Below are 13,829 nucleotides of genomic sequence, written 5' to 3' on the forward strand. Positions count from 1 at the left end.
ATATTGTCAAAATTGCTGTTTCTGCGTAATTATAGAAAAGACAGCAAAACTATCAAGATATAGGCTATACTGAATTAATAAAATTATCATAATCTTAAAAGCTTTAATATGCAAGAAAAAACTTTATCAAACAAGGGATTATATATGCTGTATCGAAAAAAACGGCTTCTTTTATTAAAGCTATTAGCCATATGAAATTGCTATCATATAATTTATGTTAAAATGGATATGCTGTTTGAGAAAGGGTTATTTCTATGAATAATGATTGGGATAATTTTTTATGGCCTTATGAAGAGGCCGTCCGAGAATTGAAAGTGAAATTTCGTTCTTTAAGACAAAGTTTTTTAACGAAAGGGGAACATTCCCCAATAGAATTTGTAGTTGGCAGGGTTAAAACTGTCGACTCAATTAAAGAAAAGATGCAAAGGCGTGTAATCAGTTTCGACGTGATCGAAACCGATATGCAGGACATTGCAGGTATTAGGATAGTTTGTCAATTTGTCGATGATATTTATAAGGTGGTAGACTTAATACATGCACGTGATGATATGGAAGTCATTGAAGAACGTGATTATGTTAAAAACGCCAAACCTTCAGGCTATCGCTCCTATCATATGGTTATTTCTTATACGGTTTATTTGCCAAATGGTCCTAAAAAGTTGCTGGCAGAAATTCAAATCAGAACTTTAGCTATGAACTTTTGGGCTACTGTTGAGCACACTCTTAATTATAAATATCAAGGTTCTTATCCAGAAGATATTTCTAAAAGACTAAAATCTACTGCGGAAACAGCATATAAACTTGATGAAGAAATGTCTTTAATAAAAGATGAAGTGCAGGAAGCTCAAAAGGTTTTTACCAAAAATAAGGGTAAGGAAAAATAATGAGAATTACAATTGCCCATAACACCAATCCTGAAACGCTAAAAGTTGTGGCGCACTTGCGAAAACTGTTGGAAGCCAAAGAGGGCATTGTTTTTGATGCTAAATACCCCGATGTTGTCATTACTGTCGGAGGTGATGGTACTTTAATCAATGCTTTTCACCGTTATGAAAATCAAATTAGTTCTATTCGCTTTATTGGTATCCACACTGGGCACTTAGGTTTTTACACTGATTGGCGTGGCCCGGAAGTAGATAAAATGGTAGATGCATTACTTTTAAGAGAGCCGGAATCTGCCAATTATCCGCTTTTAGAAGTAGAACTTTTAACCGAAGCGAATGAAAAGAAACATTTTTTGGCCTTAAATGAATCTGCAGTCAAACGGGTATCGCATACATTAGAAGCAAAAGTCTATATTGATGATCAATTGTTTGAAAATTTTCGGGGAGATGGCTTATGTATATCAACTCCTACTGGTTCAACCGGTTATAATAAATCACTTGGTGGTGCAGTGATTCACCCAAGACTTAAAGCCTTGCAAATGGCAGAAATCGCCTCAATTAATAACCGAATTTTCAGATCACTATCTTCGCCAATAGTGCTGGCACCAGAGCAGTGGATTACTATCATACCAAATGCTGATCACTGCGTTTTGACTGTTGATGGTCACCGCATTAATGTCCGCAATGCTAAACAAATTGAGTATCGTATTTCTAGTAAGGAAATTCATTTTGATCGCTTTGGGCATACTCATTTTTGGTCTCGTGTTCAGAGCGCCTTTATTGGAGATAAAGATGACACTATTTAAAGTAATTGTACAAGACAAAGTTCCCAAGAAATTAGGAGCTTTTTTACTGCAAAGCGGTTTTTCAAAAAGAGCTGTGAATAATGCTAAAAATTCCGGCGGCATGCTTTTGGTTAACCATAGAAGGCGTTTTACCAACTACCTGTTGCATCAAGGAGATGAAGTAATCTTTATTCCGGGAAAAGAGAAGACCAATCCCTGGCTAGTCCCCTCAAAGAAGCCGCTAGCAGTCATACGGGAAACTGAAAATTATTTGGTAGTGAATAAACCAGCTGGCATTTTGTCAATACCATCTCGTTATAATGACGATGCTTTAGTTAACCAAGTTTTAGGTTATTTTAACAGTAAAGAAGAAGTTGACTTTAAACCGCACATAGTGACGCGACTCGATCGTGATACTTCTGGATTGGTTCTGGTTGGGAAAAATGCTATCGCTCATGCTCGGTTTAGCCAGATTGATAAATCTCAATTTATTAAAAAATATCACGCAATAGTTCATGGCAATTTTGCACCAGAAGAATTGACAGGAATGATAGATCAGCCAATTGGCCGCAAAGGGACCTCAATTGTGCGCAGCATTGATTCCACTGGCAAGAATGCTAAAACTGCTTATAAAGTGATTGCTCAAAAAAGTGGGGCCAGTTTAGTCGAACTGCGCCTATATACCGGTCGAACTCACCAGATTCGCATTCATATGCAATATTTGGGTCATCCTTTGTATGGTGATCCTCTATATGGCATTAATGATGAGTTTAAGCGTCAGGCACTCAACTGCTTTTATTTGGGCTTTCCTGATCCATTTACTAAAAGCCAGCAAATTAGTATTGAAATTCCTGATGCACTTGATATGCAAAAATTATGGCAGAGACTTTAATAGATCTTTAGAGAAATAAAAGAGTTGTCTTGCGTTAGACAACTCTTTTATTTATTTTACAAATTTTATTCACTAAAAAGTACGCGAGTACCTTCGGGAACAAAAATATTTTTTTGAACTGGTGTCAAACAACCATTTTCAGCATCTCGTGTATATAAAGTGGCATTATCTGAATTTTGGTTGGTTGCCACCACATATTTTTCATCTTTGTCCCAGTTAAAATCACGAGGAAATTCACCAAAAGTTGAAATTCTCTGACGTAGTTGCAGGGTATGATCATCATTAACTGCAAAAACAGTGATAGTATCATGACCGCGGTTGGAAGTGTAAATAAATTTACCATCATGGCTAATTTTGATGGCAGCTGCGCCGTTGTGGTCAGAAAAATCATCAGGAATGGTTGAATAAGTAGCAATATTTTTAAAATTCCAGTGGGTCTCATCGAACTTAACTAAGTTAACTTTACTTGAAAGCTCACCGATAACATAAAAATAATTACCATCAGGACTAAATACAATATGACGTGTGCCAAAACCCGGCTCGTTTTGATATTTAGCCAGGTGATTCAGCTTATTATTCTTGAAACTGTAGAAATCAACACAGTCGTTACCTAGATCACAACTCACTAAATTGCCTTGTGGTGTTTGATCGAAAAAGTGGGGGTGAGGGCCATCAGCTTGTTCTGGACAGGGACCAAGAGTATCTGCCGTATGAGTTACGGAATCTAAAAAAGTCAGTTTACCCTCATCATCATACGAAAATACACTGAGGACAGCTGTATGGTAATTTGCCGTATATAGTAATTTCTTTTCGCGGTTAATTCCAATATAGGCTGGTGAAGATCCTGGAGTTAAATAAGAGTCCTTTTCTGAATATTTGCCATTAACTAACTCGAAAGAACTGATTCCACCTTTTGCTCCAGCATTGTTAATGGTAAAAATGAGGTTGCCATCTTGAACAAAATAAGTAGGTCCGCCTACTTGGATTACTTCTTTTGCCGGTCCCATTTGCATTTCCACGCCATTAGTAGCCGGAGTAAGTGGCAGCTCATAAATTCCTGTTGCCTTTTTTTTGGTGTATCCACCAATTAATAATTTCATGCTTGAAAAGCCTCCAATTTCATTTATAATTGTCTCAATAATTAGTATAGCATGACACGCAATTGTAAAATATTGAGTGACTTTATCATTTTAAAAAGTGGTAAAGTATGGTGTCGGCTTTATTAGTATAAAAACAAAAAATTTAAACAAGAGGTATGTTGGAAATGGAAGAAAATAAAATTCGAGAGCTATACGCTAAGAATGATATTTCTGAAGTTTATACTAATCTTCACTCATCTTCGGCAGGCTTAACTTCTGCTGAAGCAACCGCAAGATTGGCAAAATATGGTCGTAACGAAATTAAAAAGTCCGAGGAAGAATCCGAGTGGAAAACTTTCTTCAAAAATTTCATTAGTATGATGGCAATCTTGCTCTGGATCTCAGGTGCCGTAGCCATGTTTAGTGGGACGCTTGAATTAGGAATTGCCATTTGGATGGTCAATATCATTAACGGACTGTTCAGTTTTTGGCAGGAAAGAGCTGCCAAAAGAGCGACAGATGCTTTGAATAATATGTTGCCCACCTATGTTCAAGCAATCCGTGATGGCAAAAAAACGCAGATTGATGCCAAAGAATTGGTTCCGGGAGATGTTTTTATTCTTCAGGCCGGCAATGCTATTCCGGCTGATGCCAGGCTGATTACTGCCAGTTCTATGCAGGTTGATCAAAGTGCGTTGAATGGTGAATCTGTGCCAGAATCAAAAACTACAGAATACGCCCCAGGCGAAGGCAGTTATGCGGAAGCAAACTTGGTTTATTCTGGGACAACAGTTGGCTCTGGTACTGCTCGTGCTATTGCTTTTGCCACAGGGATGAATACTGAATTTGGTAAAATTGCGCAGCTAACCCAAAAGCAAAATAAAGTTGATAGTCCACTAACCCAGGAACTAAACCGCCTGACGAAGCAATTATCAATAATTGCAGTTTCAATTGGGGTTTTATTCTTAATTGCGGCAATCTTTTTCGTCAAATATCCTTTTGCCAAGGCCTTTATCTTTGCGTTAGGTATGATTGTTGCCTTTATTCCTGAAGGATTGCTTCCAACTGTTACTTTAAGCTTAGCTCAAGGAGTTAAGCGCATGGCTAAAAAGCATGCCTTAGTTAAAGAATTGAATTCCGTAGAAACTTTAGGCGAAACCACAGTTATTTGTTCAGATAAAACTGGTACTTTAACCCAGAATCAAATGACTATTCATTACATTTGGACGCCGCAAAATGAATATACAGTTACGGGTAACGGCTATGTTAATAATGGTCAGATTGAGCTGAATAAGAAGCAGCTATGGTATGAAGAAAACCCCGACTTGCATAAGCTGGTACAGATAGCTTCTTTAGATAATGATACTGCGGTTCAACCCAGCAAAGTTAAAGGGGGTAAACCAAAAATTTTGGGAACTCCAACTGAAGCTTGTTTAATTATTATGGCTGAAAAAGCAGGCTTTGATCGTCAGAAAGTTCTGGTTAAATACCCTCGTTTACGTGAATTGCCTTTTGACTCTAATCGTAAACGCATGTCAACTATTCATCGCTGGAATGACAGTCAGTATATTATTTTTACTAAGGGGTCTTTCAGTGACGTAATTAAGCAGTGTGACCAGATTCAAGTTGACGGTAAGGTTCGCTCTCTGACTGAAGATGATAAAAAGCGTGCGGAAAAGCACAATGCTGATTATGCTGCTAAGGGTTTCCGCAGTATGGCGATGGCTTACCGCATTGTCGAAAAAGAGAATACTGACGTTGCTAAGTTAACGATCGAAACGGCTGAACAACACTTGGTATTCGTCGGTTTGACTACGATGAGCGATCCTCCTCGTCCAGAAATTTATAATGCTGTTAAAAGGTGTCACCAAGCCAAGATTAAGATTATTATGGTTACCGGTGACTCTAAGCTAACGGCTAAGTCAGTGGCTGTCCAAATCGGTTTGACTTCAGACAAGGCGCGGGTTATATCTGGTGATGAGCTCGAAAGTATGAGTGATGCAGATTTGCGAGAAGCGCTAAAAGGAGAAGTGATTTTTGCCCGGGTTGCTCCTGAACAAAAATACAAGGTTGTTAAGACCTTGCAGGAAAACGGTGAAATTGTCGCCTCTACCGGTGATGGAGTTAATGATGCCCCTGCACTGAAGCAAGCTGATATCGGTATTGCAATGGGTCTCACTGGCACAGACGTGGCAAAGGACGCTGCTAATATTATATTGACTGATGACAATTTTGCTTCAATTGTAGCCGCAATTGAAGAAGGACGGGCAGTATATAGCAATATTCGTAAGTTCTTGACTTATATCCTAACTTCAAATGTGCCGGAAGCCTTTCCTTCAATTTTATTCCTGTTTTCAGGAGGTATGATTCCCTTACCAATGACAGTAATGCAGATTCTGACAGTCGATTTGGGAACAGATATGTTGCCAGCATTAGGGCTAGGAGGAGAAGCAGTTGATCCAGATGTTATGAAACAGGCACCACGTAAACGCAATGAGCACTTGCTTAATAAAAGTGTAATTATCAAAGCATTTTTATGGTATGGTCTCATTTCCAGTGCCATTTCGATTGGCGCATACTTCTTCGTTAACTTCCAAAATGGTTGGCCGCAGGTGCCTTTAGCTGCTAACGGCTCGGTATACATGCGTGCAACCACAATGGTCTTGGGAGCAATTATTTTTACTCAGATTGCAAATGTCTTGAATTGTAGAACAAACAAAGTTTCTTTATTCAAGAAAGGTATCTTTAGTAACCGCAATATCTGGTATGGCATTATCTTTGAAATACTGCTATTTTTAGCTTTAACGGTAACTCCAGGATTGCAACAATTATTCAATACGACGAGATTATTGCCAGTTGACTGGTTATTCCTGTTCTGCCTGCCTATTCCATTAGTTATAATTGATGAAATTAAAAAATGGCTCCTTTATCATCAGAAATAAAGAACTAACAAATAAAACCGCTTATATATTAGTTAAGCGGTTTTTGTTATGCTAAAATTAAAGCTTAAGGAGAACAAATTATGAAGTGGACAGCAACTATTACAAAAATTGGTAAACAAGCTATAGAGCCTAAGAGCAATATGGTGATTTTATTTGGTGAAAATGTTACAGCTGAACTGGTGGATGTTTCAATTATGCAAAAGTTTGACTCTGAGTCGCCACTGACTGGTTTTATTTTGAAAAAAGGCGATACAATTACAATTGATGGTCAAACATATGTAGCTGATTATGTTGGCGCCATGGTTGTCAGTGACATGAAGGCATTGGGACACGCCACACTTTTCTTTAATCAAAAAAAGTCTAAAAATCCCTTGGCAAATGCTGTGTATCTTACATTAGGTGACAAGCAAACTCTGCCTGAATTTAACGTTGGCGATGATATAATTTATGAACATATTTGATTAGGATGATTTGATGGAAGTTGAGAAAAAACATAAAAAAAGAACCATCTTTCAAAAATGGTTTTTGAATAATCGGTTTAGTATTGCATTACTAAACATTTTGTTGTTCTTCCTTGTAATCTGGTTGTTCAACAAAATTTCATTTGTCTTAAACCCTGCTAAAGTATTCGTGAGTGCAATCTTGCCACCACTAATGCTTGCTTTAATTCAATTTTATATCATGAACCCGCTGGTTGATATTTTAGAGCGGAAATTTAAAGTGCCGAGACTGGTTACGATCTTGGGACTGTTTCTTCTTGTGGCAATTTTGCTGGTGTGGATTGTTAATACGCTATTGCCAATTGTTCAAAGTCAAATTAATTCATTAATTGCACATTGGCCGCATATTTGGAAGGATGCAAGTAATGCTGTACAAGAAGCACTGAGCAAACCGCAGTTTCATAGTGTAAAAGGCAATATTAATGATGCTATTAATCGCGCACAGGATATGCTTTTCAAATCTGGTCACGAAGCCATAAATGCCGCTTTGAGCAATATTTCTTCAGCAATCAGTGTAGTAACTATTATTGTTATGACTTTACTTACGGCACCTTTTATTCTCTTCTTTATGTTAAAAGATGCCCATAATTTACGGCCCTATTTAACCCAATTTGCACCTAAGCGCTGGCAAAAGAGTTTTGGTGAACTGCTCTATGATATTAACACCGCTTTAGCTTCTTATATCAGGGGACAGATCACAGTTGCCTTTTGGGTAGGAATTATGTTTGCCATTGGTTATAGTATAGTGGGCTTACCGTATGGCATTGCACTTGCTGTTTTAAGTGGTTTACTTAACCTGATCCCATATTTTGGTACGTTTATTTCCTTTATTCCTGCAATTGTAATTGCAATCATGCTTTCAGTTCCAATGGTCATTAAAGTTTTGATTGTCTTTGCAATCGAGCAGACAATTGAATCAAGAATTATCAGTCCTCTCGTAATGGGTAATAAAATGGAAATGCATCCGGTAACTACAATTTTATTGTTAATTGGTTCCAGTGCGGTTTGGGGACTTTGGGGTGTCATTTTTGGTATTCCTATTTATGCAATCTTAAAAATCATTATTTTACGTGTTTATAATTATTACCGTAATGTTTCTCAAGTTTTTAGAGAAGATGAAGGCGAAGAAACTACTCAAATTGCTGCGCCAAATGAAGAAAAAGCTGATTGAAAAAAATAAGAATAAGGCTAGTTTATTTAGAAGTTTGATGTTGAAGGAGAAAAAAGATTGACAAATCATGTAGTGTTATACGAACCATTAATGCCAGCAAACACGGGAAATATTGCTCGCACTTGTGCTGGTACTAATACAGTTCTTGACTTAATTGAGCCCTTAGGTTTTCAAATTGATAATAAAAAAATGAAACGAGCCGGGCTTGATTATTGGGATAAAGTTGATGTGCGACTTCATGATGATCTTAATGCCTTTTTGAAGCAGTTAGGACCGCAGGATGAGCTTTATCTTATTTCTAAATTTTCTTCCAAAAATTATGCTGAAGTAGATTACACTGATTCTTCCAAAAATTATTACTTCATATTTGGTAAGGAAACTACTGGCTTACCTGAAACTTTTATGCGAGAATATTACGAATGTAATTTGCGCATACCTATGTCAAATAATATTCGTTGTTACAATTTAGCTAATTCAGTGGCAATAGTTTTGCTTGAAGCATTACGTCAACAAGGTTTTCCTAAACTGGAAACTTCTCATCATTATGAAAATGACAAGTTAAAAGATAACTACAATCGTCCTGAACGCTATGAAAGAAATTTGGGAGGAAATTAAAATGGATTTTGCAAAAGAAACACCAGTGTTAGTAAAAAATTTTCACTACGATATTAATGAAGAACCTGAAACTAAGGATCAAGTTAATTTTGGCCTTAAAAAAGTTGAAAAACAAAATGATGATGGCACAACAGATGCAGGGGTAGATGGTAATTATTTTGATATCACCATCATTTTTGATGTGGCACCTGCTCCAGGGGAATTCTCAGTAAGTGGGATGATTAGCCAAATCGTTCAGATCAAAAATTATTTTGGTGATGGCAGTGATCTTAGTAAGGCTGATTACAAATTGCTTAGTAGGCCTTTAGTTGAGTATATTGAAACATTAACTTATCAAGTTACTCAAATTACGCTGGATAAACCAGTCAACTTGAACTTCCAAGCTAATTTTTAGCTAGTGACTAGGTAATATCATGCCAAAAAAGAAAGGGAGAAAAACCACAAAGGCTCGAAAGAAAAATCAGAATACTGGAATTAAATGGGCAATTGTCGGACTTTTACAAATTGTTATTTCAGCTTTAGCATTTGCCAAGTTTGGGATCCTGGGTAAGCAAGTAGCAAATACTTTTCGCCTGGTCTTTGGAGATTCCTATTTGCTCGCAGCTGGTATTTGCATTGTGTTCGGCTTGGTTATGCTGATTTATAATAAGCCGATGCACTTTAGCTTCAAACGCAGTTGTGGACTATTTTTTGCTATTTTGGGAATTTTATTGATTCAAAGTAGTATTTATTTTGAACGTGAATTCGTTAATAATGCTTTTATGAATGTCTTTTGGCATGAAATTTCAGCTGAATTCGGTCGCATGGCTGTTACCAAAAATATCGGCGGTGGAGTCATAGGCGCCTTATGCTATCAGATTTTTTACCCTTTACTTGGTCATATAGGACTGCGTGTAATTGCAATTTTATTGATACCGAGTGGAATTTTGATGTTTTTTGATGTTAAATTCTCAACAATTATCAAAAAATTTCAGTCTGTTAGTCAGCTTTTTATTAATAAAAACAAAGCAGCTGGTAGCAAAATAAAAGATAAATACGGCTCTTTCAAAGAGAAGCGTGAGCAGAAAAAAAACGAGTTGCATGAACAGGAAGATAGCAATTCAGTTGGTACGAAAGCTCCAGTTTTTCCGGACGTGGATGATTTTACTGTGGATGATAACTCTTCTGTAAGTAACATAGATCAAAATGAAGTAACTGCTTTTCCATCTGATAAAGCAGAATACGGTGATATTCCGGAACATGCTCCTGTTGAGCCGCAAATTCAGGTTGCGAGTCAAAATAATAGCGATAAAGCACAACAAAATAATTCTTCTGTTTCACCATTACCTAAATCACATTCTTTTGTTGAAGAAGATAAGAAGATTAAGGAAGAATTAGGAGCAGTAAACCACGGTGAATTAAAACAAGATCAAAAAGTTAGTCCGGATTACCAAAAACCGCCGTTAACTTTACTTGATAATATAAAAAATATTGACCAAAGTACTGATAAAGCTCTCATTCGCAAAAATACTCAGACATTACAATCTACCTTCAAGAGTTTTGGTGTTAACGTTATTATTAAAAAGGCAATATTGGGTCCGACTATTACGCGCTATGAGGTTCAACCGGCTGTTGGTGTCAAAGTCAGTCGTATTGTTAATCTCGCTGACGATTTAGCCCTCGCGTTAGCTGCAAAAGATATCAGAATAGAAGCACCAATACCCGGTAAACCGTATATCGGAATAGAAGTACCTAACAAGAACACTTCAGTTGTTGCTTTTAAGGATGTAATGCAAAATCAGAGTGCCAGGGCCAAAGAGGATCCTATGCAGGTTCCTTTGGGTAAGGATGTCAGTGGCCAAACTGTTTCGGCTAATTTGACTAAAATGCCTCATCTTTTGATTGCTGGATCAACCGGTTCTGGTAAATCTGTTGCTATTAATACGATTTTAACCAGTATTTTAATGAAAGCATTGCCGGATCAGGTTAAGTTAATTTTGATAGACCCAAAGATGGTGGAGCTTTCTGTTTATAATGGTGTGCCTCATTTGTTAATACCGGTAGTTACTGATGCAAAATTGGCTGCAAATGCTTTGAGTAAAGCCGTTAAAGAAATGGAACGCCGCTATAAACTGTTCGCTGCAAGTGGAGCCCGTAACATGAGTGAATTTAACGAAAAGGTGCGGTTGAATAACCAAGATAAATCAAAACCGGCAATGAAGCCGTTACCATATATCTTAGTGGTAGTTGATGAACTTAGTGACTTAATGATGGTTGGCGGACGTGATGTTGAAGGAGCAATTGTCCGTTTGGGCCAGATGGCTCGGGCAGCTGGTATTCACATGATTTTGGCCACTCAAAGACCAAGTGTTGATGTTATAACCGGCCTGATTAAAGCAAATGTTCCTTCACGAATTTCTTTTGCTGTTTCGAGTGGTATTGATTCAAGGACTATTTTAGATCAGACTGGAGCCGAAAAATTACTTGGCCGCGGCGATATGCTATATATGCCTGTTGGTGCTTCAAAGCCTGAACGTATTCAGGGTGCCTATGTTTCGTCACATGAGGTTGAAAATATCATTTCTTGGGTAAAGAAACAGCAGAAACCCGAATATGATAAAGGCATGATTCCACAAAAAGGCCAAGAGAATTCTGAAAATAAAGACGATGAGCCAAAAGATGAATTCTATGATCAAGCAGTGGATTTAGTAAGGCAACAACAAACGGCCAGTGTATCACTCTTGCAAAGAAGATTTCGTATTGGTTATAATCGTGCAGCTAGGATTGTTGATGAAATGGAAGAAAAAGGTATTGTGGGCCCATCTGAAGGTTCAAAGCCTCGCCAAGTTTTATTACCGCCTAAAAAAGAGGGAGATAAGAGCTAATTTTTAAGAAAGTTTATCATGTCGTTTTATTAGTTCAAATTTGTGAAAAAATAATGGTAAAATAAAATTGAATGTGAATACATAACTGAGCTATTCTCAAGAAGATTAGTTCAGTTATTAAAGATCATTTTCAATATTTAAAGAAAAAATAGAGTAAAAGGAATGTTTTAATTGCAGCGAGCTCTTGTATTTGGTGCTACAGGTGGCATTGGTCAAGCTATTTGTGTTGAGTTGGCTAATGCTGGTTGGTCTCTTTACATTCATTGCAGTCAAAATTGGCGAAAAGCTTATTCTTTGGCTCAAGGAATGAGTCAAAAATATCCTCAGCAGGATTTTATTCCCATCAAATTAGATTTTCTGGCTGAAAATAATGATTTAAAAGAATTTGTTAATAATTTACTGCCAGTTAACGCTGTGGTATTTGCCCAGGGAATTACCGATTATAATTTTGTTAGTAGTCAAGATACGGCCAAAATTGATGAGATTATGCGCATAAACTTGATTACCCCAATTAAGTTGACAGGACTATTTGAACCTCATTTGATAAAAAATGATTACAGTCGTATTGTTTATTTAGGATCAGTTTACGGTGGTTCAGGTAGTGCCATGGAAGCGGCATACAGTTCTTCCAAATCAGGTCTTGAAGGGTTTGCACAAGCATATGCCCGCGAAGTTGCTTCAGCTAACCTGACGGTTAATGTTGTCGCACCCGGTGCTGTCAATACAGCAATGAATTCCGTGCTTGGCCCTGAAACGATGGAAGAAGTTAAGGGTGAAATACCTGTTGGTCGTTTAGCAGAAGGTAAGGACATTTCTTATTGGGTTAAAACTTTACTTGACGTTCAGTCAGGGTATCTAACTGGTCAGACCATTTATGTTAGTGGCGGCTGGCTTATTTAAATGTAATAATTATATGTAGTATATGTTATACTCAAAGAGTAAATTTAGAATTTGAAGAGGTAACTATGGCAGATATCGGAGATAAATTACGCAGTGCCAGAGAGGCTAAGGGACTTTCAATTGAAGACATTGAAAAAACAACCAAAATTCAAGGTAGATATCTGACTGCAATCGAGCAAAACGATTTTGATAAACTTCCTGGTGATTTTTACGTTAGAGCCTTCATTAGACAATATGCACAGATAGTTGGTTTAGATGGCAAAAAGTTGCTAAGTGAATACCACGAAGACATACCTAAAGCCGAACCTGAAGAATTTGTCGAAGACTCGATTGACAATAAAAGTGAGGAAGTACGTAAAACCACCAGTAATAAGAAAAAGATTTGGCAGGATTACCTTCCACGAATCATTGTCGGTTTGGGAATAGTTGTAGTAATTTTGGTATGCTACGTTGTATTTGCTCATTTTTCTTCTAGTCGCAATGAAAATAACAACGAAGCAAATGATGTTTCTGTTTCTTCGGATAATGGTAAACGACACCGCAAAGTTAAGAAAATTAAAAAGAAGAGCGTTAAGATTAAGGAATTGGCTGCGAATCAGTTTCAAATTACCGGCCTTAAAAATAACCGCAATTTAGTTGTTAGAGCCGGTGATCAAGCAACTACAGTTTCGATTGCAATGAATGGCGTAACTCAAAGTGGTCAGACTTTAACAGCTGGTCAAAAACACACTTTAAGAATTCCAGAAACTGCTCAATCTGTAGTCGTTACATTTAGCAACGCTCTAGGAACATCAGTAACAATTGGTGGCAGAAAAGTACCATATACAGCTCAAAATTCGAGTCTTTCTTTAACCTTTTATATTGGTAAACGGCGGAATAGTCAAAATAGTCAAAATAATCAACCACATCAAAGTCAAAATAATTCCGGAACTACGAATAATAATTCAGGACATAGTAATTCGAACCAGCAAAATCAACAGCATAGCCAAACTGATAATTCTAATGGTAATAATGGTGCAAGTTCGAATACAAATAATGGTCAACAAAATACTCAAAATAATCAAAGTTCCCAGAATAATGGTCAATCGAACCATGATAATAATCAATCAAATAACACTGAGCATAGTAATGATTCTGGCCATTCTGGAGGTACTTCCTCCAGTGGAAATGATGATAATAAATAGTAACTATTTTTGG

At 37.2% G+C, this 13,829-nt stretch carries 12 protein-coding genes; 11 read left to right on the forward strand and 1 reads right to left on the reverse strand.

The genetic code is table 11. From position 1 onward, the window contains the following. The first annotated feature begins 254 nt into the window (after positions 1-254). The 3 genes from F5ESL0260_RS03240 to F5ESL0260_RS03250 are packed head-to-tail and all read left to right on the forward strand — an operon-like array spanning position 255 to position 2,561. Positions 255-884: a GTP pyrophosphokinase family protein gene (locus F5ESL0260_RS03240; RefSeq protein ID WP_122025831.1), complete on the forward strand. Its 630-nt coding sequence runs from the start codon at positions 255-257 to the stop codon at positions 882-884. Further along, complete coding sequence (locus F5ESL0260_RS03245) at positions 884-1,690, forward strand: NAD kinase (RefSeq protein WP_122025832.1); 807 nt, start codon at positions 884-886, stop codon at positions 1,688-1,690. Before F5ESL0260_RS03240 ends, F5ESL0260_RS03245 begins: the two co-directional genes overlap by 1 nt. Next, entirely contained in the window at positions 1,677-2,561 is an 885-nt protein-coding gene (locus F5ESL0260_RS03250; RefSeq protein ID WP_122025833.1) for an RluA family pseudouridine synthase, read from the forward strand. The genes F5ESL0260_RS03245 and F5ESL0260_RS03250 overlap by 14 nt, the downstream gene beginning before the upstream one ends. Before the next feature lie 65 nt (positions 2,562-2,626). Here the strand turns inward: F5ESL0260_RS03250 and F5ESL0260_RS03255 are convergent, their stop codons facing one another. Beyond that, entirely contained in the window at positions 2,627-3,661 is a 1,035-nt protein-coding gene (locus F5ESL0260_RS03255; RefSeq protein ID WP_122025834.1) for a lactonase family protein, read from the reverse strand. 164 nt (positions 3,662-3,825) lie between these two features. On the opposite strand from F5ESL0260_RS03255, the gene F5ESL0260_RS03260 reads away from it, so the two are divergent. From F5ESL0260_RS03260 to F5ESL0260_RS03295, 8 genes are all read left to right on the forward strand, one after another. Next, positions 3,826-6,582, forward strand: a complete 2,757-nt coding sequence (locus tag F5ESL0260_RS03260) for a cation-transporting P-type ATPase (RefSeq protein WP_122025835.1) — start codon at positions 3,826-3,828, stop codon at positions 6,580-6,582. A gap of 80 nt (positions 6,583-6,662) precedes the next feature. After that, on the forward strand, positions 6,663-7,043 hold the full coding sequence (locus F5ESL0260_RS03265) for a PTS glucitol/sorbitol transporter subunit IIA (RefSeq protein WP_122025836.1): 381 nt from the start codon (positions 6,663-6,665) through the stop codon (positions 7,041-7,043). Between the two features lie 13 nt (positions 7,044-7,056). Beyond that, positions 7,057-8,253 carry an AI-2E family transporter gene (locus F5ESL0260_RS03270; protein ID WP_122025837.1) on the forward strand — a complete coding sequence of 399 codons (1,197 nt, stop codon included), beginning with the start codon at positions 7,057-7,059 and terminating at the stop codon, positions 8,251-8,253. A 57-nt stretch (positions 8,254-8,310) separates the two neighbouring features. Further along, entirely contained in the window at positions 8,311-8,868 is a 558-nt protein-coding gene (locus F5ESL0260_RS03275) for a tRNA (cytidine(34)-2'-O)-methyltransferase (RefSeq protein ID WP_122025838.1), read from the forward strand. A gap of 1 nt (position 8,869) precedes the next feature. After that, entirely contained in the window at positions 8,870-9,262 is a 393-nt protein-coding gene (locus F5ESL0260_RS03280) for a DUF1149 family protein (RefSeq protein ID WP_122025839.1), read from the forward strand. Positions 9,263-9,281: 19 nt separating this feature from the next. Then, positions 9,282-11,732: a DNA translocase FtsK gene (locus F5ESL0260_RS03285; protein WP_122025840.1), complete on the forward strand. Its 2,451-nt coding sequence runs from the start codon at positions 9,282-9,284 to the stop codon at positions 11,730-11,732. A gap of 171 nt (positions 11,733-11,903) precedes the next feature. Further along, positions 11,904-12,632 carry an elongation factor P 5-aminopentanone reductase gene (gene ymfI / locus F5ESL0260_RS03290; protein ID WP_046324590.1) on the forward strand — a complete coding sequence of 243 codons (729 nt, stop codon included), beginning with the start codon at positions 11,904-11,906 and terminating at the stop codon, positions 12,630-12,632. A gap of 65 nt (positions 12,633-12,697) precedes the next feature. Beyond that, positions 12,698-13,816: a RodZ family helix-turn-helix domain-containing protein gene (locus tag F5ESL0260_RS03295; protein WP_122025841.1), complete on the forward strand. Its 1,119-nt coding sequence runs from the start codon at positions 12,698-12,700 to the stop codon at positions 13,814-13,816. Positions 13,817-13,829 lie beyond the last annotated feature (13 nt).

Origin of the sequence: Lactobacillus sp. ESL0260 (genome assembly GCF_003692935.1) — a bacterium.
In the GTDB taxonomy this organism is placed as follows: domain Bacteria; phylum Bacillota; class Bacilli; order Lactobacillales; family Lactobacillaceae; genus Lactobacillus; species Lactobacillus melliventris.

What these genes read in the sequence shown, in the direction of transcription:
- F5ESL0260_RS03265 (WP_122025836.1), top strand. Translation starts at nt 6,663, where the DNA reads ATGAAGTGGACAGCAACTATTACAAAAATTGGTAAACAAGCTATAGAG.
- F5ESL0260_RS03295 (WP_122025841.1), top strand. Translation starts at nt 12,698, where the DNA reads ATGGCAGATATCGGAGATAAATTACGCAGTGCCAGAGAGGCTAAGGGA.
- F5ESL0260_RS03280 (WP_122025839.1), top strand. Translation starts at nt 8,870, where the DNA reads ATGGATTTTGCAAAAGAAACACCAGTGTTAGTAAAAAATTTTCACTAC.
- F5ESL0260_RS03240 (WP_122025831.1), top strand. Translation starts at nt 255, where the DNA reads ATGAATAATGATTGGGATAATTTTTTATGGCCTTATGAAGAGGCCGTC.
- F5ESL0260_RS03250 (WP_122025833.1), top strand. Translation starts at nt 1,677, where the DNA reads ATGACACTATTTAAAGTAATTGTACAAGACAAAGTTCCCAAGAAATTA.
- F5ESL0260_RS03260 (WP_122025835.1), top strand. Translation starts at nt 3,826, where the DNA reads ATGGAAGAAAATAAAATTCGAGAGCTATACGCTAAGAATGATATTTCT.
- F5ESL0260_RS03255 (WP_122025834.1), bottom strand. Translation starts at nt 3,661, where the DNA reads ATGAAATTATTAATTGGTGGATACACCAAAAAAAAGGCAACAGGAATT.
- F5ESL0260_RS03245 (WP_122025832.1), top strand. Translation starts at nt 884, where the DNA reads ATGAGAATTACAATTGCCCATAACACCAATCCTGAAACGCTAAAAGTT.
- F5ESL0260_RS03270 (WP_122025837.1), top strand. Translation starts at nt 7,057, where the DNA reads ATGGAAGTTGAGAAAAAACATAAAAAAAGAACCATCTTTCAAAAATGG.
- F5ESL0260_RS03285 (WP_122025840.1), top strand. Translation starts at nt 9,282, where the DNA reads ATGCCAAAAAAGAAAGGGAGAAAAACCACAAAGGCTCGAAAGAAAAAT.